The organism is Alteribacter natronophilus (assembly GCF_006007885.1).
GTDB lineage: Bacteria > Bacillota > Bacilli > Bacillales > Salisediminibacteriaceae > Alteribacter > Alteribacter natronophilus.
In genome coordinates, this window is record NZ_VCRO01000003.1 from 526,499 (window position 1) to 550,730 (window position 24,232).

23 protein-coding genes are annotated in these 24,232 nt (G+C 49.3%); 11 read left to right on the forward strand and 12 right to left on the reverse strand.

Going from position 1 to position 24,232, the window contains the following annotated elements; translation table 11 throughout:
• Window positions 1-286: 286 nt before the first annotated feature.
• Genes FGB90_RS12465 through FGB90_RS12475 form a run of 3 tightly spaced genes read right to left on the reverse strand, consistent with a single transcriptional unit; the run spans window position 287 to window position 3,861 of the window.
• Window positions 287-2,182, reverse strand: a complete 1,896-nt coding sequence (locus FGB90_RS12465; RefSeq protein WP_138811156.1) for a PTS fructose transporter subunit IIABC — start codon at window positions 2,180-2,182, stop codon at window positions 287-289.
• Window positions 2,183-3,109, reverse strand: coding sequence for a 1-phosphofructokinase (gene pfkB / locus FGB90_RS12470; protein ID WP_138811157.1), 927 nt, complete (start codon window positions 3,107-3,109; stop codon window positions 2,183-2,185).
• Window positions 3,106-3,861, reverse strand: a complete 756-nt coding sequence (locus tag FGB90_RS12475) for a DeoR/GlpR family DNA-binding transcription regulator (RefSeq protein ID WP_138811158.1) — start codon at window positions 3,859-3,861, stop codon at window positions 3,106-3,108. Before FGB90_RS12475 ends, pfkB begins: the two co-directional genes overlap by 4 nt.
• Before the next feature lie 273 nt (window positions 3,862-4,134).
• On the opposite strand from FGB90_RS12475, the gene FGB90_RS12480 reads away from it, so the two are divergent.
• Both FGB90_RS12480 and FGB90_RS12485 read left to right on the forward strand, forming a co-directional pair.
• Window positions 4,135-5,058 carry a YitT family protein gene (locus FGB90_RS12480; protein ID WP_138811159.1) on the forward strand — a complete coding sequence of 308 codons (924 nt, stop codon included), beginning with the start codon at window positions 4,135-4,137 and terminating at the stop codon, window positions 5,056-5,058.
• 229 nt (window positions 5,059-5,287) lie between these two features.
• The gene (locus FGB90_RS12485) at window positions 5,288-5,641 is read left to right on the forward strand and encodes a hypothetical protein (RefSeq protein ID WP_138811160.1); all 354 of its coding nucleotides are present in this window, start codon (window positions 5,288-5,290) and stop codon (window positions 5,639-5,641) included.
• Window positions 5,642-5,750: 109 nt separating this feature from the next.
• Here FGB90_RS12485 and FGB90_RS12490 read toward each other — a convergent pair whose 3' ends face one another.
• Window positions 5,751-6,011, reverse strand: a complete 261-nt coding sequence (locus tag FGB90_RS12490; protein WP_138811161.1) for a metal-sensitive transcriptional regulator — start codon at window positions 6,009-6,011, stop codon at window positions 5,751-5,753.
• A gap of 260 nt (window positions 6,012-6,271) precedes the next feature.
• Here FGB90_RS12490 and FGB90_RS12495 point away from each other — a divergent pair, with 260 nt between their 5' ends.
• Window positions 6,272-6,499: a DNA primase gene (locus FGB90_RS12495; RefSeq protein ID WP_138811162.1), complete on the forward strand. Its 228-nt coding sequence runs from the start codon at window positions 6,272-6,274 to the stop codon at window positions 6,497-6,499.
• A gap of 226 nt (window positions 6,500-6,725) precedes the next feature.
• Here the strand turns inward: FGB90_RS12495 and FGB90_RS12500 are convergent, their stop codons facing one another.
• Complete coding sequence (locus FGB90_RS12500) at window positions 6,726-7,712, reverse strand: hypothetical protein (RefSeq protein WP_138811163.1); 987 nt, start codon at window positions 7,710-7,712, stop codon at window positions 6,726-6,728.
• Window positions 7,713-7,725: 13 nt separating this feature from the next.
• Window positions 7,726-8,340, reverse strand: coding sequence for a DedA family protein (locus FGB90_RS12505; RefSeq protein ID WP_138811164.1), 615 nt, complete (start codon window positions 8,338-8,340; stop codon window positions 7,726-7,728).
• Between the two features lie 142 nt (window positions 8,341-8,482).
• Between FGB90_RS12505 and FGB90_RS12510 the strand changes: the two genes are divergently transcribed.
• Both FGB90_RS12510 and FGB90_RS12515 read left to right on the forward strand, forming a co-directional pair.
• Window positions 8,483-9,649 (forward strand): YheC/YheD family protein, encoded by a 1,167-nt coding sequence (locus FGB90_RS12510; RefSeq protein WP_138811165.1) that lies wholly within the window; start codon window positions 8,483-8,485, stop codon window positions 9,647-9,649.
• A 123-nt stretch (window positions 9,650-9,772) separates the two neighbouring features.
• Window positions 9,773-10,042: a hypothetical protein gene (locus tag FGB90_RS12515; protein ID WP_138811166.1), complete on the forward strand. Its 270-nt coding sequence runs from the start codon at window positions 9,773-9,775 to the stop codon at window positions 10,040-10,042.
• Window positions 10,043-10,182: 140 nt separating this feature from the next.
• On the opposite strand, the gene FGB90_RS12520 is transcribed toward FGB90_RS12515, so the two are convergent.
• Window positions 10,183-11,241 (reverse strand): PQQ-dependent sugar dehydrogenase, encoded by a 1,059-nt coding sequence (locus FGB90_RS12520; RefSeq protein WP_246056165.1) that lies wholly within the window; start codon window positions 11,239-11,241, stop codon window positions 10,183-10,185.
• Window positions 11,242-11,373: 132 nt separating this feature from the next.
• On the opposite strand from FGB90_RS12520, the gene FGB90_RS12525 reads away from it, so the two are divergent.
• Together FGB90_RS12525 and FGB90_RS12530 are read left to right on the forward strand one after the other, a co-directional pair.
• Window positions 11,374-12,384 (forward strand): NADP-dependent oxidoreductase, encoded by a 1,011-nt coding sequence (locus FGB90_RS12525; RefSeq protein ID WP_138811167.1) that lies wholly within the window; start codon window positions 11,374-11,376, stop codon window positions 12,382-12,384.
• A gap of 173 nt (window positions 12,385-12,557) precedes the next feature.
• Complete coding sequence (locus tag FGB90_RS12530) at window positions 12,558-12,854, forward strand: hypothetical protein (RefSeq protein WP_138811168.1); 297 nt, start codon at window positions 12,558-12,560, stop codon at window positions 12,852-12,854.
• Here the strand turns inward: FGB90_RS12530 and FGB90_RS12535 are convergent.
• Complete coding sequence (locus tag FGB90_RS12535; RefSeq protein ID WP_138811169.1) at window positions 12,820-13,227, reverse strand: ATP-binding protein; 408 nt, start codon at window positions 13,225-13,227, stop codon at window positions 12,820-12,822. The genes FGB90_RS12530 and FGB90_RS12535 overlap by 35 nt on opposite strands.
• 396 nt (window positions 13,228-13,623) lie before the next feature.
• Between FGB90_RS12535 and FGB90_RS12540 the strand changes: the two genes are divergently transcribed.
• The 3 genes from FGB90_RS12540 to FGB90_RS12550 are packed head-to-tail and all read left to right on the forward strand — an operon-like array spanning window position 13,624 to window position 16,965.
• Window positions 13,624-14,577 carry an AAA family ATPase gene (locus tag FGB90_RS12540; RefSeq protein ID WP_171051806.1) on the forward strand — a complete coding sequence of 318 codons (954 nt, stop codon included), beginning with the start codon at window positions 13,624-13,626 and terminating at the stop codon, window positions 14,575-14,577.
• A complete protein-coding gene (locus tag FGB90_RS12545) occupies window positions 14,574-15,773 on the forward strand; it encodes a DUF58 domain-containing protein (RefSeq protein ID WP_138811170.1) in 1,200 nt (399 codons plus the stop codon). Before FGB90_RS12540 ends, FGB90_RS12545 begins: the two co-directional genes overlap by 4 nt.
• Window positions 15,754-16,965: a DUF4129 domain-containing protein gene (locus FGB90_RS12550; RefSeq protein WP_138811171.1), complete on the forward strand. Its 1,212-nt coding sequence runs from the start codon at window positions 15,754-15,756 to the stop codon at window positions 16,963-16,965. Before FGB90_RS12545 ends, FGB90_RS12550 begins: the two co-directional genes overlap by 20 nt.
• Window positions 16,966-17,215: 250 nt before the next feature.
• Here FGB90_RS12550 and aceA read toward each other — a convergent pair whose 3' ends face one another.
• Window positions 17,216-18,490, reverse strand: coding sequence for an isocitrate lyase (gene aceA, locus FGB90_RS12555; protein WP_138811172.1), 1,275 nt, complete (start codon window positions 18,488-18,490; stop codon window positions 17,216-17,218).
• Window positions 18,487-20,085: a malate synthase A gene (gene aceB, locus FGB90_RS12560; protein ID WP_246056166.1), complete on the reverse strand. Its 1,599-nt coding sequence runs from the start codon at window positions 20,083-20,085 to the stop codon at window positions 18,487-18,489. The genes aceA and aceB overlap by 4 nt, the downstream gene beginning before the upstream one ends.
• A gap of 462 nt (window positions 20,086-20,547) precedes the next feature.
• Here aceB and FGB90_RS12565 point away from each other — a divergent pair, with 462 nt between their 5' ends.
• The gene (locus tag FGB90_RS12565) at window positions 20,548-21,945 is read left to right on the forward strand and encodes a sodium/glutamate symporter (RefSeq protein ID WP_138811174.1); all 1,398 of its coding nucleotides are present in this window, start codon (window positions 20,548-20,550) and stop codon (window positions 21,943-21,945) included.
• A 115-nt stretch (window positions 21,946-22,060) separates the two neighbouring features.
• Here FGB90_RS12565 and FGB90_RS12570 read toward each other — a convergent pair whose 3' ends face one another.
• Together FGB90_RS12570 and dat are read right to left on the reverse strand one after the other, a co-directional pair.
• On the reverse strand, window positions 22,061-23,077 hold the full coding sequence (locus FGB90_RS12570; RefSeq protein ID WP_138811175.1) for a P1 family peptidase: 1,017 nt from the start codon (window positions 23,075-23,077) through the stop codon (window positions 22,061-22,063).
• Window positions 23,074-23,916, reverse strand: a complete 843-nt coding sequence (gene dat, locus FGB90_RS12575) for a D-amino-acid transaminase (RefSeq protein ID WP_138811176.1) — start codon at window positions 23,914-23,916, stop codon at window positions 23,074-23,076. Before dat ends, FGB90_RS12570 begins: the two co-directional genes overlap by 4 nt.
• Window positions 23,917-24,232 lie beyond the last annotated feature (316 nt).

A 24,232-nucleotide genomic window follows, 5' to 3' on the forward strand; every position in this document is an offset into this window, starting at 1 on the left:
GCCCTCCATTGCCGCAGGAGTCTCTCTGCCGGCATTCCGCTTTGCACTTAACCATAAGTCAGAATGGAGCGGAAGGCGGTGACTCCTGCGGGAAAAGCAAGAGTCGAAGACCCCGCAGGGACGAGCGTTTACATCGTGAGTTCGCTTCGAGCTGCTTCGACGCAGACGCTTCGGAGCGATTCGGGCAGAGGAAGAAGCACGGTAACTACTCTGCCGGCTGAGGCCTGCCCGCGGAAAGCGTCCGCCTGCAGCGGAATTCACTTACCCCATCATCATGGGAAATTCATTACTGTGGTGTCTCTGCCTGACTTACCGGCTTCTTCCAAAATCCGAGCATGACAGCCGTCACTGCTGCCCCTGCGAGGATTGCAAGCAGATACAGCATCCAGTTTTCCACGAGCAGAAGGACAAAGATTCCACCATGCGGCGCCTGCGTGGCAGCACCAAACAGCATGGCCAGTCCCCCTGCAACAGCTGACCCCGTAATTATTGACGGGATTACACGGCCAGGATCCGCGGCGGCGAACGGGATCGCCCCTTCGGTTATAAACGAGGCCCCCAGCACGTAGTTGGACTTCCCGGCATCCTGTTCCTGCTTTGTAAACTTGGATTTGAAGAACGTCGTTGCAATCGCGATCCCAAGCGGCGGCACCATTCCGGCAGCCATAATAGCCGCGTGGGGAGCGTAGTTTCCTGCTTCAATCATGGCAATTCCAAAAGTGAAGGCAGCTTTATTTATCGGACCGCCCATATCAACTGCCATCATTGCTCCGAGCAGAATACCCATGAGCACGATATTCCCCGTACCCAGGCCTCCAAGCCACCCTTCGATCCCTCTTGAAAATGCGTTAAGCGGCGTTACAAGGTAGTACATGATAAAGGCTGTTGTAAATACGCCGAACAGCGGCAGAATGAGAATCGTGCGGATCCCGTCAAGAGACTGAGGGATGAAAGCAAAAAGCCGTCTGAACATGAGAACCAGGTAACCGGCAAGAAAACCGGCGATAATTCCGCCGAGGAAACCGGCTTCAAAGTTGACTGCCATCAGACCGCCAATCATACCTGCTGCAAAACCGGGACGGTCAGCAATACTTCTTGCAATGAAGGCTGAAAGAACAGGAATCATGAGATAGAAACCGTACTCCCCGCCGATCATGCTGAGGAGATCTCCAAACCAGTGCGTCTCGGCTGCACCCGGCTCGTTAAATACAAAGCTCAGTGCAATGAGGATTCCCCCTGCCACCACGAACGGCAGCATGTTGGATACCCCGTTCATCAGATGCCGGTAAAAGCCGGGCCGTCTGTCGACCTCACCGCCGGATTCGGATGCTGATGAGCCTCCCTCACCTTTAAAAACAGGCGCACTGCCGTCTGTTGCCTTTTCCAGAAGCTCCCCGGGTTTGCGAATCCCGTCTTTAACAGGAGCATCGACCAGCCGTTTTCCGGCAAAACGCTCTTTTTCTATTTTCGTATCCGCTGCGATGATAACGGCTTCGGCACGGTCAATTTCCTGTTCCGTCAGCCGGTTTCTGACACCGTCGGATCCATTCGTTTCAACTTTTATGTCGATATTCATTTCCTTCGCTTTATCCTTCAGTCCGTCCGCAGCCATATACGTGTGGGCAATTCCTGTAGGACACCCGGTAACGGCCACTACGAACGGTTTGCCTTCGGAATTATCTCTCTCTGTCTGGGCGGCCTGTTCTTTTTCCTCGGCTCCAAGTTTTTCGGTTTCCTTGTCGTCAACGGCACGGAGAATTTCCTCAGGTGAGGACGCTTCCATTAACGTGCTGCGGAAGCTTTCGTCCATGAGAAGGGTCGACAGTCTGGAGAGGGTCTGGAGATGTTCATTGTTTGCCCCTTCCGAAGCCGCAATCATAAAGAAGAGGTGGCTGTTCTGACCGTCGAGAGCGTCATAGTCCACTCCTTCAGATGAACGGGCAAAAGCAATGGCCGGTTCTCCCACAGCCTTCGTTTTTGCATGGGGAATTGCCACTCCTTCTCCAATACCTGTGGAACTCTGACTTTCTCTTTCTCTGATCGCCTCTTTGAAAAGGTTCAGATCGGTCAGTTTACCCGCCTGGTCCAATTTTTCCGCCATCTCATCTATGACCGCTTCTTTTGTATCGGCCCTAAGATCCATAAGCACTGTTTCCTGTGTGAGCAGTTCGGTGATTCTCATTTATTTCTCCTCCTCTTCCATTTGTCTGATATCGACTGAGTTTACCAGCCTTTCAATCTGTTCTTTCGTACAGAATCCCTCTGAAAACGCCGTTGCACTCCCTGAAGCGACAGCGAAAGGTAAACATTCTTCAGGGGACAGTCCCTGTTCGAGTCCGTAGAGAAATCCTGCCACCATGGAATCGCCTGCCCCCACTGAGTTAACCAGTGATCCTTCCGGGGGACGCGCTGACAGCACGCCGTTTTCAGTTACAAGGAGTGCTCCTTCCCCTCCGAGTGATACAAGGACGTGCCGTGCTCCGGCATGGACTGCACCCATTGCTGCTTCCAGAATGTCCTTAAACTCAGACAGTTTTTTCCCTGCCAGTTCCTCCAGCTCAGAAGCATTGGGCTTAATGAGATAAGGTTCTGCTGCGATCGCTTCCTTGAGCGGCAGACCGCTTGTATCCAGAACCGCACGTGCACCACGCCGGTTCACAGTCTCAACTGCCTTTTTGTAGATATCCGCTCCGGCCCCGGCCGGAATACTGCCTGCAAGGACAACCGTGTCGCCTTCCTGAATTGTTTCAAGCCGCTTCAGGAGGGCCCGTTCATCGGCTAGCGAGATCCGGCACCCTGTGCCGTTAATTTCAGTTTCTTCCGTCGTTTCCAGCTTGACGTTAATCCGGGTCATACCTTCTGTGTGATAAAAATCAGTATTCAGTTTTTCCTTCTTGAGGGCACTCTCGATAAACTGTCCCGTAAATCCCGCCAGAAATCCAAGGGCCTGATTTTCGATTCCCAGGTTTGTCAGTACTCTTGAAACGTTTATTCCTTTTCCGCCCGGCACAATGCGGGTTGCTTCGGCCCGGTTCGTTACCCCGGTTTCAAATGCCGGGACACTCATGAAGTAATCTGCAGACGGATTCATCGTTACTGTGTAAATCATGCTGTCACCACCTCCACCCGGGTCTCCCGGCTGATTTCATCAACCAGCTCCCGGTCTGCTTTGTCCGTTGTAATAAGCGTCGCTTCATCAAGGGAAGCCACTTTTGAAAAAGAAGTCTCCCCAAGCTTCGTGTGATCGGCCAGAACATAAGATTCTGCTGCTCTGTCCAGTGCCTGCTTTTTTATAAGCGCCTCTTCCGGATCCGGTGTCGAATAACCGAATTCCGCATCCACACTGTTCATGCCGAGAAATGCCTTGTCAAACTGATAAGCCTGGATGGATGCAATCGCTCCTGCCCCGACAAAAGCGTGAGTCCCGCTTTTCACGTGGCCGCCCAGTACATACGTTTTAATTCCCGTGCCTGCCAGAGCCGTAATAATATTGAGTCCATTTGTCACAACCGTAATATTCCGGTCTGTTATATAGGGGATTATCGCCGCAGTCGTTGACCCGGCATCAAGAAACACAGTGTCGTGGTCACTGATGAGATCTGCCGCAGCTTTTCCGAGCACAATCTTTTCACCCTGATCCCTGAGCGTTCTTTCCTGCAGTGGTGCTTCTTCCGTTTTTCCGGTAATAACTGATGCTCCCCCGTGAATCCGTTTCAGTTTTTTCTGTTTTTCCAGGTCAGTTAAATCCCGCCGGATGGTGGATTCAGAAGCCCCGGTGGCTTCAGTGAGATCTGCCAGCCTGACTGTTTTTGACTGATTAAGTAAGGCAAGTATCGTCTCGTGCCGCTGATCTGTAAGCATACTGTCACGTCCTTCTTATTCGTTACGTTCATTGTAAACGCTGCCTTTCAATAAATCAATCACTTTCATTCAATAAATTTCAAAAATGATCAAAAACGATCATAATCGATAAAAGAACCAGAAAGAAAACGGTTACTGTTTTTCGAAAATAAACACTTCAAAAAACCGCCATGGCGGGTGTTGGGTTGCTTATACCCCTGTGTTATACTTCAAAAAGTCTTAAATCAGAGCGTATTACAGGCTCAGCATACATTTAAAGGAGGTATTCTCTCTATGACTCGTTTTTTTGATGTTTTCGAAGGAATTCGGCTGAAAGGCATTCTGATTATCCTGTTCGGTACCCTGTTGTTCGGTTTTGGAATTATTCATTTTAATATGCAGAATGGCCTTGCTCATGGAGGGTTTACCGGCCTCACACTTCTCTTTTACTATTTGTTTGCCATTGAGCCTTCCCTGACGAACCTGCTGCTGAATATCCCGCTCTTTGTAATCGGCTATAAACTGCTTGGCCGGGTGATGCTCATCTACAGCATTATCGGAACGATTGCTCTTTCTGCTTCGCTCCGTCTCTTTGAGCTCTATCCTGTTACGCATCTGCCTCTACAGGATGACCTGATTCTCGTCTCCATCTTTGCGGGTGTGTTTACGGGGGCCGGTCTCGGGCTGATCTTCCGGGCCGGGGGAACGACAGGCGGTGCCGATATTCTTGCACGTCTTGCAAACAAGTACACTGGGATGAGTCTCGGCCGGTTTATGTTTACATTTGATGCAGCCGTCATTTCCCTTTCCCTGATCCACCTGAACACGACAATGGCGATGTACACGCTCCTGACAGTGTTTGTCACAAGCCGTGTGATTGACTTTATTATTGAAGGTGCCAGCGCTGCCAAATCAACGATGATTATTTCAACGAAAACGGAAGAGATTTCGGATGAAGTGATCAAGCGTATGTCCCGCGGTTCAACCGTACTGACAGGCCGGGGGAGCTTTACACGGGATAACCGTGACATTATGTACTGCGTAGTAAACCGGAACGAGCTTGTTCAGCTGAAATCCATTATCGATGAAATAGATCCGTACGCCTTTGTTTCCATTAACGACGTGAAAGAGGTTTCCGGCGAAGGGTTCACATTCGATCAGAGCCAGCGCCGTCCATCACCGGCTCCTGAGACGTCCCCGGAGCCGCAGGCACAGTAAAATAAAGTTCACACTTAAAAAGCTGACGAACCGGCATTCGGTCGTCAGCTTTTTCTTTACGCGGCGCATGTCGAAAAATATAATCCTTTCCTCCCGGGAGTCTGTGTACTGACCTGGAAGCGTATCCTGTATTATTAAAATAAGACTGAGGGTCATATTGCAGGGCACGTTACCGGCGATGATCTTCCGCCTTATTTTAAAACAGCATACTGGAGAGGGGCGTTCCAAGATGGTGCGCAATATTTATCTTTACGCGGTAATGCTTGTCACCCTGGTTATGATGATCGGAGGCAGCGTGGCAGTAATCATGAATGCCAGTGATTATTTTGTACCGGGTCCGTACTACGAGACACTGGAAAGCTTTGTTCAAAATCATTCATACAGCGTAAAGGAAGGATTTGCTGAAGAAGCTTCCGAAGAGGAACTCCGGAACCGATTCGAAGCGGAACGGGCGTCGTACCTGGATAACCAGCGCGCCTATGCAGCGAACGGCATGATAAAAAGTTTTGCCTGGGTACTTATTCCCCTCCCGGTTTTTCTCATTGCAGCCCGCCGTCTGCGAAAAGAAGGCCAAAACAGCTAGCAGCTTCCGGTAAAATCCACCCGGCCTTCACTGTCAGGATGCACCAAATAAAAAAGGGATGCCTTAGGCCAAAGCGCCTGGGCATCCCTTTTCATAACAGTGATAAAAATTAACGGCTCTTAACAAGCATTTTGATCGCTTCCTCAATCATCTGCTCACGCTCATCTTCGGAATCTGTATTTTCCCGCAGGCACGTTTCAAGATTTTTGGCAACGACATACGCTGTAGCCCGATCCACAGCTGTTCTTACTGCCGACATCTGGGTGATCACATCCCGGCAGTCTTTTTCCTCCTCCATCATCCGAAGTACACCCCGGACCTGGCCTTCCACCCGCTTCAACCGGTTTTTCATATCATCTGAATACTGCATCGTCTTCCCACCTTCATTTCGTCAGCTCCGATTTAATCTAATAGTATAATGATTTCCCTGCCGTGGCAACTTCACACACTGCTGCCGGTATTCAGCCGTCATGACCATTACATTGTGTAAAAAACGGAGGCAAATCTCAAAGAACGCCTGATCTGTGTGTGAAAAAGTAAAAAATACCAAATCTCTATTGTACAGCCGCTCTCCCCGTTGTAAGATTCTGTTTGTAACACATACTACATTGATTTTAGGGGGTAACACAAATGAAAAAGTACATGAAACTTACACTTGCAAGTGTTCTTGCTCTTAGCGTACTCGCAGCATGCGGAGACGAGGAAACTGACAACGAGACTGAACTTGAGCCTGATACAGAAGAAACTGACGTAGAAGATGACGCTGAAGGCGACGATGCTGATCTCGATACAGAAGACGACCTCGAAGATGACGAAGAAGACCTTGACGCTGAAGAGGACGAAGAAGGCGACGAGTAACATTCTGCATTCATACAGTGGTTTCCCGCCCGGGAAGCCACTTTTTTATATTGTTTTCAGTGTACATGAACGGATCAAAAGCTGATGAGTCTCCCTTACTCTTATGGCTGCGCTGAACGCCATTCCGCTCGCTTTCCAAGACAAGTGCCGCATGAGTCCCGCTTCCGGTGAACCACAAAACCTGTCTGCGGTTCATCCTTCATGCATAATTGTCCTGGCGGAAAATCTAGTCTCCCGTCTTCTCCTGGGTTTTATTCCTGAAGTAATCCCGTTCAAGTTTGTACAGCTGTCTTCTTACGGCATTCCAGTCCTCATTCGCAAGAGGTTTTGTCCTCAATGAATCAGTCAGCTCTGTAATCTCCCCGTGAGTGATGTCCTCACCGGCAGCAAGCCTCTCCTTAAGAGTGCAGATCCTGTCTTCCACCTCCTGAACCGACTCATCCCAGGCGAAATACAAATTTTCCGGCTCAAGCTCTTCGGAAAGAAGGTGCTTGAGATAGAATACCTGCCGTTTCGGACCAATCATGGAGAGGTCTGTAGCGTGAAGAGTAATCTCTACTTTTTCCCCTTCCACTTCTACTGTCATGTATTTCATACGTTTGGATATTTTCCGGTTGTAGATACTTTCAAGTACACGGGAAAGTGTAATAAAGCATGTCCATATAAACCGGTTCGGAGAATGTAACTCCACACTCATACCGTCCCTGTTCAGGATTTCCTCCAGTTCTTCCAGCACATCGTCATATTTTCCTTTCCTGATCATGATGGCAAACTGAGTCTGCTCGTGCATCTTCATGATCTTCGGCAGCTTCATAATCGGAATAATAACGATGAGCAGCGTGGAAAGAATTCCAAGAGTCAGTGCGTATGGATATCCCATGAGTGTCTGCCTGACTGCCGAACTGTTTTCACTGCGGTTCTCCATCCTTGTGGATATGTAGCCGACCACAAGGGGGAGCAGAATGAAGATCGCAATGGATGTAATCCGGATTATCGTTTCATCATCAGGTATAAAAGGGATAAACAGTTCCGCGATGTCAGGGAAAAGAATGGAGATAAATACATACAGCCAGTAAAGCGATAACAGCCCCATCAGGCTGACTTTCGAGTTATCCCTTGAAGGAATCCGCCCGAAAAACGTCAGCGTAGCCATACTGAATACTTTACTGAGCAGTTTGGCTATCCCCGTAAGTATAACTCTGAAATACGGCATCGTTTACTCCCCCTTACTGGTCTCCTGTCTGTCTCTGCCTTGCTTTATCCTTCTTCGTTCGAATCAGTCCCTTTTTCAGCAGCACCCGGTAACCGATCCAGACCGTGACAGCAACAGCAATCATGGTGAAGATAAGCCACTGTGTATTCTGAAAGGCTTCTGCCATGAAATCCAGATTTCCAAGCGTTCCGAGATAAAACATCAGCAGGGATAAAGGAAAAAAACCTGCAAATGTATACGCGCCGAAAGCGAGAGGCCGAATATTACTGAACCCGGCAATGTATGCAATGTACCCCATTCCGAGAACGCGTCCTGCTGCAATCATCCACTCTCCGTATTTCCGGATCCACCCTCCAGCAGCCTTTATTTTTTCACGGGAAACGCTTTTTCTGATTGCAGGTTCGAACTTAATGCTTAAATAATATGGAACGTAGCTGAATGCTGTATAAACTGCCGCACTGCCTGCCGAAAGCAGGATGATTTCCCCTGGTGAGGGGTCAAGTATGTAACCGTAAACAAGTACAAAAAGAGCTGCCGGAAAAGGTATGGAAAGGGCTTCCACTACAATTCCAATAAACAGCCCGGCAAAACCAAGTTCTCTTAGAAATTCAAGTATGATCTCCACCATTTAACTTCCACCGCCTGCCTGCTGCCCTCAAGTTCCCTTTGCTTTTAAGTTACCCTGTTTCTTTTACTTGAAACAGCCATGTGACAGAAGCAGAGTATATGTCATATTAATGGAATAGAGATGCCCGGAGAGGAGTTTGTCTATGACGAACCTGACAGAAACCGCTGTTTTTTCACTCGGCGTTTTTTTATCAAATTCCCACAAAAATGTTCTGAAGCGAAAAGCTGTCAACCATAAACGATACGGCTTTCTTGCACTTCTGGCAGAGGAAGCTGCAAAAGCAGGAGACACACTGTTTTTCTTTTGTCCCGAGGACGTCCGGAAAAAAGAAAACCTGATAACCGAAGGACTGTACTATGACCTGAAAACAGGTGACTGGCTTACTGCGGAATTTCCGGTGCCTGCTGTTATTTATGAAAGAATTTATCTGAAAACCGATGAAGTCGAACAGATCAGGCGATACTTCAGGAAAAAACAGGTGAAATCCATCAATAGTCAGATCAGCTTTGACAAATGTGATACCCACAGAAAACTGTCCCGTTGCAAATCAGCGGCAGGTTATCTTCCTCCTGCAATAGATGTTAATAATTTTAATGATGTGAGAAGGTTCCTTCTCAGATATAACACCGTGTACCTGAAAAAAGGCATGAGCAGCCTTGGTAAAGGAGTGCTCAAAGTTGCAAGGGTCAGCCCGAACCGGTACGAATACAGCCATTTCCGGAGCAGACTTCGAACAAGGGCTGTAGCAGATATTGAAAAACTGAGAACGCCGATCCATAACTTTTTCAAAAACAATAAGTATATTGCCCAGAAGGGAATTGATCTGCTGACCCTTGATGAAAGCAGCATCGACTTTCGGGCTGAAGTACAGCGGAGCGGGCCAGACATTACCATACCGGCAGTGTCTGCAAGAGTGGGAATTAAACGTTCGCCCATCACCGTTCATTCCGTTGCCATGCCTGCAGAGGAGTTCTTCAGAACCGAACTTGACTATTCAGAAGAGCAGATCCAGGAAAAGATGAAGGAAATCCATGTGTTTCTTCACACCATTTACATGGCACTCGAGAAAAGCTACGGCGCTTTGGGTGAGATTGGTATCGATTTTGGAATTGACCGGGACGGAGAGCTTTGGTTTATTGAGGCAAACTCCAAAAGCGCAAAAGTTTCTCTAGAAAAGTCATACGGTATAGCCGGCCTTAGAAAAAATGCAGAAAACATTCTTTCCTATGCAAGGTATCTGACGGGAATTCAGAAAAAGGATGCAGACCTGCCCCCATCCGATGCGGAGCAGCAGGCACCGCCTTTATAAAATATGTTTTCCTTCATCGCAAAAGGGTATCGTTCTACAGGGGCAGATTGAGAACAGGCTATGCATAAATTCACAATAGGCTGTCTATAAATGGAATAAAACGGACACTGGAGGACGGCTGTGATGAAACTAAAGAATAGAAGTGCTGTGTCCTATCTGAGAAGAGAGACAGTTTTTCTTGAGGAGCTTTTTGACGAAGCATTTATGAGGAGGTATACCGATTTCAGGAATTTTGACGAGATGGTGGAAGCAAGCGGAATCTGCCTTGTGACCGCGAAAGCACAGAAAGAAATCGAAAGCTGCCCCTTATGGTCACGGTTTGTTGCAGCTCACACAGCTTTTTCCGGATGGGCGGAAATGAAGCTGTCCGCTATTAAGAAAAACATCGTTTAACTGAAGAACACAATCAGGCAGAGACTCACTGGAGCCTCTGCTTTTTCTGCTTTCTGTAAAACGGAGAAAAGTACCCTGACCGCGGAAAGCGTCCGCCTGCAGAATCGTAGAACAGCAATCTTTCCAAAACCAGCTTTACTCTAATTTCCGGACAGCCTGATCAGCCGGTCATCATCCTCACCGGGATCACCCCTGCCGTCTGTATTACTCGTGATCACATACAGGAACTCCCCGTCACTCCAGACGTCCCGGATTCTCCCTGCACCTTCATAGATCACTGACATTTCCCCTCCTTCAGGATCGAGTTCATACAGCGCCTCTCCCCTTAGTCCTGCAGTAAAAATCCTGTTTTCAAAAACTGTCATTCCCGACGGGGCCCATGTATCCTCCCCCGAATGAATGAGAGGGGTTTCCATGCCTTCTTCCGTTTCGTCTCCGGTGATAACCGGCCATCCATAATTCCGCCCCGCCTCAATCACGTTTATCTCGTCGCGGGCTACAGGTCCATGCTCGGAACTGTACATTACGTCGTCAAGCCAGGCCATTCCCTGCGGATTACGGTGTCCATAGGAATATACAAAGGAATCGGGAAAAGGATTATCTTCCGGAATTTCCCCATCCATCGTCATACGGAGAATTGTGCCTGCAGGGTTACCCCGATCCTGGCTCAGGTCCGGCTCGTCCGCATCTCCTGCAGTTGCATACAGATAACCGTCAGGACCGACATCCAGTCTGCCACCGTTATGAATAGGAGCTCCCGGAATACCCTCAAAAAGGACGCCCGTTTCCATCCATCCATCTTCTTCTCTCCGTACCGAAACAATCCGGTTCAATATTCCTCCCTCGTCTGATTCATACGTATGATAGATGATCGCTTCGCCCTCTTCTGAAAAATTCTCTTTCAGTACCATACCGAGAAGTCCCCCTTCTCCCCTTGAGAGAACCGCTTCCTCGGTTCTGACAGGCAGCCTCTGCACCTCTCCTGCAGAATCGATTTCTGCGATCGTCCCATCCCTTTCCGTAATGAAAAATACCTCATCCGAAAAAGTGATATTCCAGGGCACATCGAGATTTACCGCGATTGTTTCCCCGGTTAAACGTTCATCTGCTTCTTCCACTGGATCCCTGTCTCCTGCTTCTTCCGAGCCGCAGGCCGTAAGAAGCAGGACGGATGCGAGGAATATTGTTTTTCCTGACAAGTTGTTCGACCTCCTTTTTTTCAGTATTCCTTTTCCCGTTTTTCCAAAACCGTTCAGGCAGATCATTCGCATACAGCGTGCCTGTTTTTTATAATGACAGCATAATGAGAAACAGGAAAGGGAGGTTTTTTCATGGACAAACAAAAGCGTATTCTGCTTTCCAAACGCCCCGAGGGGATGCCTGAGCGCAACCACTTCAGAATCGAGGAGGGTCCTGTCCCATCACTTGGGGAGAACCAGGTTCTCGTTCAGACGGTTTACGTTTCGGTCGACCCTTACATGAGAGGAAGAATGGAAGACACGAAATCCTACGTCCCCCCTTTTAAGCTTGGTGAAGTGATTAACGGGGGCATCGTCGGAAAAGTTGTCTCTTCCCGGAGTACCCATTTTTCCGCAGGTGACTACGTCACAGGCCATCTTGGGTGGCAGGAATACAACGCAGCTGATGAAAACAATCTCCGGAAAATAGACCCTGAATCAGCTCCACTTACGGCCTATCTCGGAGCTCTCGGAATGCCGGGACTAACTGCTTATTTCGGTATGACCAGGATCGGCTCCCCACAGGAAGGTGAAACAGTCGTGGTCTCCGGTGCGGCAGGAGCTGTCGGAATGATTGCCGGTCAGATCGCAAAGATCAGAGGTGCTGAAGTAATCGGCATAGCCGGCACCGAAGAAAAGACACGTTACCTTACAGACACTGCCGGATTTGATAAAGCACTCAATTATAAAACAGAGGAAAACCTCCATGAAGCTCTGAAAGATGCCTGCCCCGACGGCGTTGACGTTTACTTCGATAATACAGGCGGGCCAGTATCCGAAGCCGTCTATCCGCTTATGAATGATTTCGGAAGGATCCCCCAGTGCGGAGCTATATCGTCCTACAACAAATCCGGAGATGATTACGGCCCGAGGATTCATCCGTATATTGTGAAGTCCCGGCTCCGGCTTCAGGGTTTTATCGTTTCCGATTATGCCCGGGAGTTTGAGTCCGGTGCCCGCCAGCTTGGATCCTGGCTGCAGGAGGGAAAACTCGTATACGAGGAAACGGTAAATGAAGGGTTTGACTCGATACCAGATGCATTTCTCGGCCTCTTTGAAGGAAAAAACCTCGGTAAACAGCTGATCAAAGTCTCCGAGGAATAGATAAACGGTCAGTACGGTAAACAGCCTTGCAATAAAAAGTCACGGATCCTCACACAGGAAGATCCGTGACTTTTTCCGGCTTTATGCGCCGGCTCAGTGGGCTGAGAGTTGCAATCCCCCAATCCCCCCCGTAGAATGAGAGCAACAAAAACTGTTGGAAAGCGGGTGTATCCATGACAGACCCCGTCACTCAGAAATATTATAAAGTCCATAAAGTCACAAACAGTATCGAACAGAAAACTGTTGAATATGAACGTACACTGAAAATGGACCGTGAGAAAATTACCACCGCTCACAGAACCTTTGCGTTTAAAGATGTGTTTGACGTGTCCCACCGTCCGCTTCAGGGGGAGAAAGGCCTTTTATACCTTCATACAAGTAAAGGTGTGTATTCGTACATGGTTAAAGAAGACCCCTCCCCTTTTATTGACGCATTCAAAGAGCTGGACCGTCAGGAATCCGACTTGTAACAGGGGGCCCTGACAGTGGGATCTCAAGCTGAATGGCTGTCCCCTCTCCTTCACTGCTTTCACAGAGCAGTCTCCCTCCGTGAAGGTAAACTGCTCTCACTGCAATGGCCAGACCAAGACCGGTGCCATAGCCCCGGGAAGAAAATACAAGCTTGCCCAGACGGTTAATCTGATCCCTACTCATACCGCTTCCCTGATCGGTAATATGAATGATAAGACTTCCATCTTCGACCCTCAGTGAAACACTCACATCCTCCCCTTCTGGAGAAGCCTGCACCGCATTTTTCAAAAGCTCGGTCAAAGCAGCAGAAAGCTGTTCACTGACAATAGGAATCTCCTGTTCATTCTCCGGAAACTCCGTGGCAATCCTGATATTTTTCCTGTCTCCCTCTTGGTAAAAAAGACTATTATTTTGACATACACATCCAGCCGCTAAGGGATCAGAACGGTATAATCACAGGGGCAGCCACCATGGCAACCGATATTACCCCCTATTACGGAAAAGAGACAAAGACGCAGAAAAAGGAAACAGCTGCGGATTAAAATAGTGAAGGAAACAGTGAAAGCTGATTCACCGAGGAGGATACTCCACCGTGAATCAGCTTTTTTATATGGTTCAAAAATTTTTCGGCAGCCGATGAAATACCGCCCAGCCCATTAAAAGAGTAACCTGACACCGAAACCTTTTTCCTTTTCAACCGTAAATGAATCTGACTATTCTGATACATAACTGTTACGATAAAAAAAGCAGATTAAAGGAGTGGAACCTATGAACATTGAACAGATACTTAAAACAGTCCAGCAGGAAGTCGGAAAAGTGCTCACGGGGAAAGACAGACTCACGGAAATGGTCATGATCAGTCTGATCAGCGGAGGTCACATCCTTCTTGAAGATGTGCCCGGGACTGGGAAAACCGTAATGGCAAAAACCATTGCCCGTTTGACGGACGGCACGTTTAAACGTCTTCAGTTTACACCCGACGTTCTTCCCGGCGACGTGACTGGTGTCCAGTTCTTCAATCCGAAAACCCGTGAATTTGAAATGCGGCCGGGACCTGTAATGACAAACATTCTTCTTGCAGATGAAATAAACCGGGCAACTCCCAGGACCCAGTCCAGCCTTCTGGAGGTAATGGAAGAAAGCCAGGTCACGATTGATGGCACAACCCTGCCTCTCCCCCAGCCATTTATCGTTATTGCGACGCAGAACCCGGTCGAATCACAGCAGGGTACTTTCTCCCTTCCTGAAGCCCAGATGGATCGCTTCCTTATGCAGATTAAAGCGGGATATCCCACACCGGAGGAAGAGAAAGCAATGATTCGCCTGCATAAAGGGAGGCAGCCTTTTGAAGATCTGAAGCCGGTTATCAAAACCCGGGATCTTCTTGACATGAAAAAGCAGGCAGGCGCCATCGACATTCATGAGCCTGTTGAAAACTATCTTCTGAACATCATTCAGGGGACAAGACAGTCAGAGGATACTGAAATCGGTGTAAGCCCGAGGGGAACACTGGTCTTCATACGGGCGGTTCAGGCAAAAGCCCTGCTCGCAGGCCGCACCTATGCCACACCCGACGATGTGAAGACACTGGCACCTGCCGTCCTCGGCCACAGACTCGTCCTCACGCTCGAGAGCTCGATGACAAAAACGAAAGAAGAAGTGCTGGCAAAAGTGCTGAAAGATACCCCTGCACCGGTTGAAGAAGGGTATGTAAGGAAATGACCGCGGAGTGGCAGATTGAGCCAAGACACGCGAAGATCTACACTGTTCTTCTTTCCATCGTTCCCTTCCTTCTGGTTACCGCACTCATAATCAGTGATCTGCTTCTTGCCAGTCTGGGAGTTTTTATTATCCTTTTTATTCTCATCAACCGGCTGTACCTGAGATACCTTTCTGCAAACCTCACTGTTCCCTATGAACATCAGGTGATCCGGCTCTTCCCCGGTGAGGATGGCTTCTTAAGCATTCCTTTCACCAACAAGTCACGGCTTCCTCTTGTAAACGGGACGTGGGGATGTCACCTTTACGATCACGAAGAGGCCCTTGGAAAAAGTAAGGATGATGGTCATATACCGGCAGATCCTTCTTCATATAAACTGAACCTGAGTATTCCCGCCCGAACGGCCCGGAGGTTCAATGTACCTGTTACTGCCGTAAAACGCGGAGCCGTTCAGGTCCGTTCCATCGAGGCCGTCATTTATGATCCGTTCAGGCTGAGCTTTGTCCGTATGAGGTACCAGGGGCCGTTCCATGCAGATGCCGTTGTATACCCCGAGCCCTCTTCGGTACCATCCCTGCGGACTTTTCACCTCCAGGAAAAAGGGCATCATTCACGACCCTATTCTCTTTACGAGGATACAACGATGCCAAGGGGTACAAGGCCATACGGGAGCACTGATCCGTTTAACCGGCTGAACTGGAAGGCTACAGCCCGGACAGGCGAGATTCAGACAAAAGTATATGAGCAGGTCACACTCTCAAAATGGACGCTTGTCCTGAATATCCGAGACGATGCCGCAACTTCCCGCACACTGGCGGATCTTGAAAGTGTCCTCAGTCAGGCGGCCTTTGCTATCCGTTTTGCCCTTAAACACGGCATCCGCTTTGACCTCTTTATAAACGTACGGCTGCCGGGGGCCGGGATGGGTTTGTCTCTTCAGGCAGATGAGGGCAGAAAACATGCTATGAGAGCGCTTGAAATACTTGCCCGCCTTCGGCACGGGCAGATCACGATTGATGACAACCGGTTCATGCAGCGGGTCGTTCGGTCAGGTACGGGGGCACCCACCACATTTATTCATTTTGGCACGTACGGGTACAGCGGGCGTTTCTATTATGAAAGAGCAGAGAGAGCCGGTCATCAGACGATCATTGTTCCACTGAAAGGAGGAAGGCCGGATGAGGCGATGGCAACATAATTTCCCTGCAGCCGTGAAAACGGGTCTGGAGATGATGTTTCTGTACCTTCTTCTTTTTCCAGTGTATATGGACGCCGGGGGATACCCTCCGCCGCTTCTGTATGCAGCCGTTACCCTAATCGGGGGAGGGGTTTTCCTTGTCCTTCTCCAAAACCCGGAAAAAGTGTGGAAATCGGCCGCCTTTATTCCTCTGTTTATTGCCGGTTCCTGGCTTGCAGGATTTCATATCGCCACTGCTGCAGTAATTATCCCCGTCCTATACTGGCGGACCGCTGCCCATATGCGAAATCCTGGCGGCACAAGTGAAATGCCGGTTCTGATTATGGCGCTTATCACAGGATTACTATACTACCTCCTGTTTGCACATGCTCCCTACCACACTCTGCTTCTGTATTTAATGACCGCTCAGTTTTTTGCAACAGCCGTGGTACTGGCGCTGAACGGGATGTTCCGTTCCGGACTGAGCCGGGATGATAGAATGAATCACCTGCGCTGGACGGCACTTGTATTCGCCGCAGTAACAGTTCTGGGACTCGCAGCAGGCCTGTTTACGCCGGTTCTTTCTGCCGTCTTTTTTGCAGTTATCCGCTTCGTCCTGATTGCTGGCGGCTATCTGCTGAGCCCGGTTCTGTTCTTTTTATCCGCAGTCCTTCCCGATCACGAAGAGGAGCCGGTGGAGGAAGAACCGGAGATGGCAGCCGGTGAGGGAGAAACATTTCCCACAGGCTTCGGGGAAGTGGATGTGGATGAAACCTTTATCGGCTCGATGGCCTTTTACTGGATGGTGGGAGGACTGCTCCTTGCAGGAGGGTTTCTGTATGCCATATACAAACTTCGTCAGGGAAAAGAGAACCTCTCAGGTGAAGTGGCTGCTGAGGATACCGGAACCTTTGAAAAAGCAGAGGGTGCCTTTTCACCCCTGCGGAAGCTGACAAGCCGTTTCAAGCCTGATCATGACGTCCGCCGCACGGTACTGAAGCTGGAAACCACACTCGCCCGCTCCGGCTACGGCCGTCTGGATTACAGGACGGCCGGAGAGTGGCTCTCCTCTGTTCCCGCATCCGAGGAAGAAAAGCAGACGATCATTGAAACCTATGAAAAAGTCCGTTATGGAAAAAAGAAAATCCCCAGGGAGGAAAAAGAACGGTTTTATAAGGCCGTCCGGTCCGTGCTCAATACGGCCGGAAATTAAAAAAACTGGACGAAAAGGCTGTGTTCATAGATTGTTGCTATTGATCAAATTAACTGTAGAGCGAAAGGCGGCGACTCCGGCGGGAAGAGCAGGAGCAGAAGACCCCGCAGGGTGATTTTCCCGAGGAGGCTGAGGCCCTGCCCGCGGAAAGCGTCCGCCTGCAGCGGAATAAAACAACATTCTTCCCGAAAACAGCTAACGAAAAAAAGAAGGTGCCCCGCGGGAAAACTCTCGGGACACCTTTTTCATCTTAAGTTGTAAACTGTTCTTCCTCTGTTGACCCTTTAAGGGCAGTGGTAGACGATGTACCGCCCGAAATGACCGTCGCCACTTCGTCAAAGTAGCCGGTACCCACTTCCCGCTGGTGTTTCGTTGCCGTGTAACCGTCCTTTTCACTGGCAAACTCAGCCTGCTGGAGAGCCGAGTAAGCGGCCATCCCCCGTTCACTGTAGTCCCGTGCCAGTTCAAACATACTGTGGTTAAGTGCATGGAAGCCGGCAAGGGTAACGAACTGGAACTTATATCCCATGCGTCCAAGCTCCTCCTGAAACTGTGCAATCGTAACGTCGTCAAGCTTCTTCTTCCAGTTGAATGAAGGAGAACAGTTGTAAGCAAGCAGTTTTCCCGGGTACTTTTCGTGAATGGCATCTGCAAACTTCTGCGCTTCCTCCAGATTCGGCTCCGACGTTTCACACCAGATCAGATCTGCATAAGGGGCGTAGCTCAGGCCTCGGGCGATCGCCTGGTCAATGCCGGCAGTAGTCCTGTAAAACCCTTCTGCCGTCCGTTCCCCCGTAATAAAACGGTGATCTTCAGGGTCAACGTCACTCGTAATCAGGTTCGCGGCGTTGGCGTCAGTCCGTGCAATAATGACTGTCGGTACGTCCATTACATCTGCAGCAAGACGGGCAGAAATGAGATTGCGTACCGCCTGCTGTGTCGGCAGAAGTACTTTCCCGCCCAGATGACCGCATTTCTTCTCGGAGGAAAGCTGATCCTCGAAGTGGACTGCTGCTGCCCCGGCCTCGATCATCCCTTTCATCAGTTCAAAAACGTTCAGCTGTCCGCCAAATCCTGCTTCGGCGTCTGCAACAATCGGGACAAACCAGTCAGTTCCACTTTTTCCTTCACTTTGATCAATCTGGTCTGCCCTTTGAAGTGCCTGATTGATTCGCTTCACAACGCTCGGCACACTGTTGGCCGGGTAGAGACTCTGATCCGGATACATCTGACCTGACAGGTTCGCGTCAGCTGCTACCTGCCATCCGCTCAGGTAGATTGCTTTCAGGCCGGCTTTTACCTGCTGCACAGCCTGATTACCTGTAAGCGCTCCAAGCGCCCGTATAAAATCTTCCCTGTGAAGTCCCTCCCACAGCTTCTCAGCTCCGTGACGTGCCAGAGTATGCTCGATTGTAAGGGATCCTTTCAGCCGGTCCACGTCCTCCGGTGTATACGGTCGTTCCACGCCCATCCATCTTGAGTTTGTATCCCAGTCCTTTTTTACCTGCTCCACTGATTTTTTCATTTTACTGCCTCCCCGGATTGATTTAAGTATGGATATGCCTTCAAAGTCAGAAATTCGGTGAACTGCTCTTCTGTTACCAGATCAAAAAAGATCTTTTCGGCTGCAGTCAGCGTGTCCTCTGAAAGATTACCTTTTCTATCGCTTCTGATTTTTTCCATCTCTTCGTCTGCAAGTTCCCTGATCAGACCCGCCGTTACTTTTCTGCCATCGTTCAGTATTCCTTTTGGATGGTGAATCCACTGCCATACCTGTGCTCTCGAAATTTCCGCAGTTGCAACGTCCTCCATCAGATTGTTGATCGGCACAGCTCCCTGCCCGCGAAGCCAGGCTTCAATGTACTGAATACCTACGGATATGTTGGAACGGAGCCCCTCCTCGGTAACAGGCCCCTCAGGAACAGCAAGCAGATCATCTGCTCCCAGACGGACGTCATCGCGCTGTTTGGACAGCTGATTCGACTCGGACATGTGACTGTCGAATACCTCCATTGCAACAGGAACAAGCGCAGGGTGGGCGACCCAGGTTCCATCATGGCCGTCAAGCACCTCCCGTTCTTTATCTGCACGGACTTTTTCAAGTGCTTTTTCATTCGCTTCAGGATCTCCTTTAACCGGGATCTGGGCTGCCATACCACCGATGGCATGTGCACGCCGTTTATGACAGGTTTTCACCACATACAGCGTGTAGGCCCGCATAAAATTAACGGTCATGGTCACAAGGGACCGGTCCGGAAGGATAAAGCGGTCGTGATTTCTAAGTTTCTTGATATAGCTGAAAATGTAATCCCACCGTCCGCAGTTGAGTCCTGCGCTGTGATCTTTAAGTTCATACAGAATCTCATCAGCTTCAAATGCTCCGTTAATGGTCTCAATCAGCACAGTCGCCTTTACTGTGCCGTTTGGGATCCCCAGCTGCTTCTGTGCAAACTCAAAGATCCGGTTCCAGAGCCGGGCTTCGAGATGTGATTCCAGCTTAGGGAGATAAAAGTAGGGACCAAGTCCACGGTTCAGAAGCTCTTTCGCGTTATGGAAAAAATAAAGGCCAAAATCAAACAGGGCACCGCTTACAGGTTTTCCGCCTGCTTCATAAGAGGTTTCCTCCAGATGCCATCCCCTGGGACGGACAATAAGAACAGCAGGATCCTTCGAAAGTTTATACTCTTTTCCATTTTCAGCTGCGAAATCAATCTGATTGCGAATGGCCAGATACAGGTTGAGCTGGCCTTCAAGCTGGTTGTGCCAGGTCGGTGAGTTGGCGTCCTCAAGGTCGGCCATAAACACTTTTGCACCGGAGTTAAGTGCGTTAATAACCATTTTTCTGTTTCCGGCAGGTCCTGTAATCTCCACTCTTCTGTCCTGGAGAGGTTCCGGAACTTCAGCAACCGTCCAGCTGTCCTCCCGAATTGAAGCCGTTTCTTTTCGGAAAGAAGGGAGAGTTCCCTGATCAATCTCTTTCTGCTGCTCTTCTCTCTGTTTTAATACAGATTGCCTGTCAGCTTCGAATGTCTGATGCAGAAGGGCGACAAATTCGCACGCCTCCGGGGTCAGAATCGTCTGATACTTGTTTTGAAGGTCTTCTTTTAATGTAAAATCCAAAATCGCTTCCTCCTCTATTCAATATTGCCGTTTCCCAGGCAGAAGTTGCAGACAACAGCTCCTGTACCACAACAGTCCTGGCAAACGTGTGCTGTTTCATTTCCTTTCAGGTGCTTCACTTCACCGCACGCTTTGCACGTAACATCCCCATGACCATTACACTTATGACAATTCATACTCTAAACACCCTTCCCTTTACTGTTATAATACAGTTTACTTTACGATATGTATTGTATAACAGAAGGTGCGCAGTCTGCAACCCATTTTTAATAATTTTCTGATAATAAGGCGGAAGACCTCGTTTTATATCCTTTTTAATCACTGCTCGTGATCTTTTCCTCCCTCTGTGCCCTACCTGCCTCAAAGGATTTACCGCTGCAGGCTTCCAGCCAGTTTACTTTTTCCTTTGTACGGTAATACGCCTGGTATAAGATTCCCTTCATGAAAGGAGTGATGTTGAGGATGTCTCCTGAAGTTGTCGGATTCAGTTTTATCATTCTCGGTGTGCTCCTGATCATTTCAAAATGGATCAGGGTAACCGTACCGTTTCTGCAGAGTTTTTTTATTCCAAGTTCAATTATTGCCGGTATTATCGGGTTACTGCTGGGGCCTGAGGTACTTGGTCTTCTTGGCGTGGAACTTTTTGACGGAGGAGGTTTGTTTCCCGAGGCTATGATTGCAGTCTGGGAAACTCTCCCGGAGCTGCTGATCAGCGTTATTTTTGCTTCACTTTTCATAGGCAAAACGATCCCTAACATAAAAAAAATATGGGAGGTTTCAGGCCCCCAGATTACGTTTGCCCATTTTCTCTCATGGGGACAGTATGTGGTAGGAATCGGGCTGGCACTGGTTATCCTTGTTCCCGTATTTAATATGAACCCGGCTGTAGGTGCCCTTCTTGAAATCAGTTTTGTCGGTGGTCACGGTACAGCTGCAGGACTTTCCGGCACATTCGAAAGTGTTGGTTTTGAGGAAGGACGGGATCTTGCCGTGGGCCTTGCTACAGTAGGCGTGCTTACGGGAGTTTTTCTGGGCATGATCCTGATTAACTGGGGAGCAAGAAAAGGAAAAACGGAAATTCTGAAAGACCCGGACGATGTCTCCGATGAACAGAAAAGAGGTCTTATCAAAAAAGAAGACCAGCAGGAAGAGCCGGCCGGTCAGCAGACAACCAGAACTGAAGTGATTGAAACGCTGACTGTGCATTTTGCCTACATAGGGATTGCGATTGCCCTTGGGTATGTACTGCTCGAAGGACTGATTCTTTTAGAGGAAGCCTTCTGGGGTGAGGCGATAGAGCTGTTCATCCACCTTCCGCTGTTTCCACTTGCCATGGTGGGAGCCGTAATCGTACAGCTGCTGCTGAGCAAAGCTGTGAAACCAGCTGTGATTGACCGGGGAATGATTAACAGAATCCAGGGTTTCGCCCTTGATCTCCTGATTGTATCCGCCATAGCTACACTCTCTCTTACTGTACTTGGCGAATATCTGATTCCTTTCCTGCTTCTCTCTGCAGCAGCAATCACCTGGAACATTCTTGCGTTTATCTTTATTGCACCGCGAATCATGCCTGATTACTGGTTTGAGAGAGCCATAGGGGATTACGGTCAGGCAATGGGTATGAGTGCAGCAGGACTTCTGCTGATTAAACTTGCAGATCCTGAAGGCAAAAGCCCGGCCAAAGAAGGTTTCAGTTATAAACAGCTGATGCTCGACCTGATTGTCGGCGGCGGAATCGTGACAGCTGCTTCTGTACCTCTCATCGCAGCTTTCGGACCGGTTATTACGCTGATAACAGCTGCCGTTGTCACTGCAGGCTGGCTGCTTCTTGGGCTTCTTTATTTCAGAAAGAAGAAATAACAGAGGGGAAACAGCTGCCTGTTTAAGGCTGACGAGCGATGCTGGAGATAGAAATACTGTATACGAAAAAAGAGACTGGGATACAACAATTTGTTCCCAGTCTCTTCTGTATGTTTTACGACCAGCCTTCAACAGTACGGCCCCGTCTTCCCTTTGTCGTTTCGGCTTTAATCAGTGAACGGACTATGGCTTCCTCCACAGCTTCCGCAGCAGCTGTGAACAGACTGTTCATAACCGGGTGGTCATCGCGCAGGAAGCTTTCCTGTTCGTTCAGCCTGTCTGAATGGTGTGGATAACGGCCTGCTGTGGAAAAAGCAATGACGATGTCACCGCTTCCGTGACTCATATGACTGCCTGTCCGCCCGAGGCCGATTGCACACCGCTTCGCGACTCTTGTCAGCCTTCTGTGCTCAAGTGGTGCATCTGTTGCCAGCACGATCATAATTGATCCGTCCGTCTTTGGGTCAGTTCCGCCGGATTGATTTGGTTCTCCCTCTTTGCGGTACCTCTTTTCGTTAAACTCACTTCTTTTACCGAAATTGCTCAGTACCAGCGCACCGACTGTGAATCCATCCACAGAACGTGAAGCTGTCCCGATACCGCCTTTCATTCCAAAGCAGACCATCCCTTTTCCTGCCCCGACCGCCCCTTCCGCTGAAGGCTGTGGACCCGCTGTTTCAATTGCTTCGACAGCATGCTCCGGCTTTACGGAAAAATGGCGGATCGAGTTCAGATAGCCGTCGTTGCACTCACCTGTAACTGTATTAACGGTTCCTGTTGTGTCCCCGATTTCCGGTGACTGCCTAAGCAGATAGCCGAGGGTTCCCTCTGTTACGGCCGGCACAGCAAACGTATTTGTGAGCATAACCGGAGACTCAAGCAGTCCCAGTTCATTGAGCTGAATCAGTCCGGAGGTTTTCCCGAAACCGTTCAGGACGACTCCGGCTCCGTGGACCTTCTCCCGAAACAGGTTTTCTGAGTGGGGAAGTACCGCTGTAACGCCTGTACAGACACATTCACCATCGGGAAGCGCCTCATCAAGCGTTACATGGCCGACCTTCACGCCGCCGACATCGGTTATACAGTTTTTTTCTCCCTTGGGCAGCTGCCAGATGGACTCATCCAGTTTCATGACTCCGCCGTCCTGGCACAGAACAGTTCACGGATCAGCTTTGTCAGATTCCCCGGGCTGCCCCCCTTAACCGGCTTTTCATCTATTTTTGTCACTGGAAGCACTTCGGAAGTTGTGCTGGTTACGAAAACTTCATCCGCCTGCTTCAGCTCATCCACTGTGAAATGCCTCTCCTCCAGCCTGATGGCTCCAATATCACAGACATCCTTCACAGCCATTCTTGTAATTCCCGGAAGAATTTCACGGCTTAGAGGAGTCGTAATGACGGTATCTCCCTTTACAATAAAAATATTGGAACTTGATGCTTCCGTCACTCTGCCGTCTTTATGAAGGACAGCTTCGTAACAGCCCTGCTCGTAAGCCGTCTGTTTTGCGAGTATGTTGGGAAGAAGATTAAGAGATTTGATATAGCAGTTTGCCCAGCGCTCGTCAGGATGGGTGATGACAGATACACCCTCGTTAACCTTTTCCTGCGGCAATGGTACTGCCGGTTTCACGGTCATGGCAATGGATGGTTCGGTATCCAGTGGAAAAAGATGATTGCGCGGCGCAGCTCCCCTTGTAACCTGAAGGTAGACATAACAGTCTTTCATCCCGGACCGCTCCACACCTTCTTCGATAATCTTCTGGATCGCCCCGATTCCGTCCTTTAATTGAATTTTAATTTCCTCTGCACTTCTTTCAAGACGATCCAGGTGCTCTTTCAGCATAAAACCTGTCCCGCCGTAGAACCTGATCACTTCATAGACCCCGTCTCCGAACTGATGGCCCCGTTCCTCCACGGGTACCGCCGCTTCCCCCGGAGTTAAAAATTTCCCATTGATGTATTCAATCGTCATGTGACCGCCTCCTGTTCTTTGATTCTCATTTTACATGGATTCGCAATTCCGACAAACCATTTTCACTTTGTTTTATTAAAAAGCTGTTTTCGGAAAAATTGTTGCTTTACGTAAAATTAATCATGGAGCGGAAGGTGGCGACTCCTGCGGAAATAGCATCAGGTGCGAGCGTTACATCCTGTTATCGCTTCGAGCTGCTTCGACGCATACAGCTTCGATGATTACCTTGCAGAGGAAGAAGCAGAAGTACTCCCCGAGGAGGCTGAAGCGATGCCCGCGGAAAGCGTCCGCCTGCAGCGTAAAAAAAAACAACAAT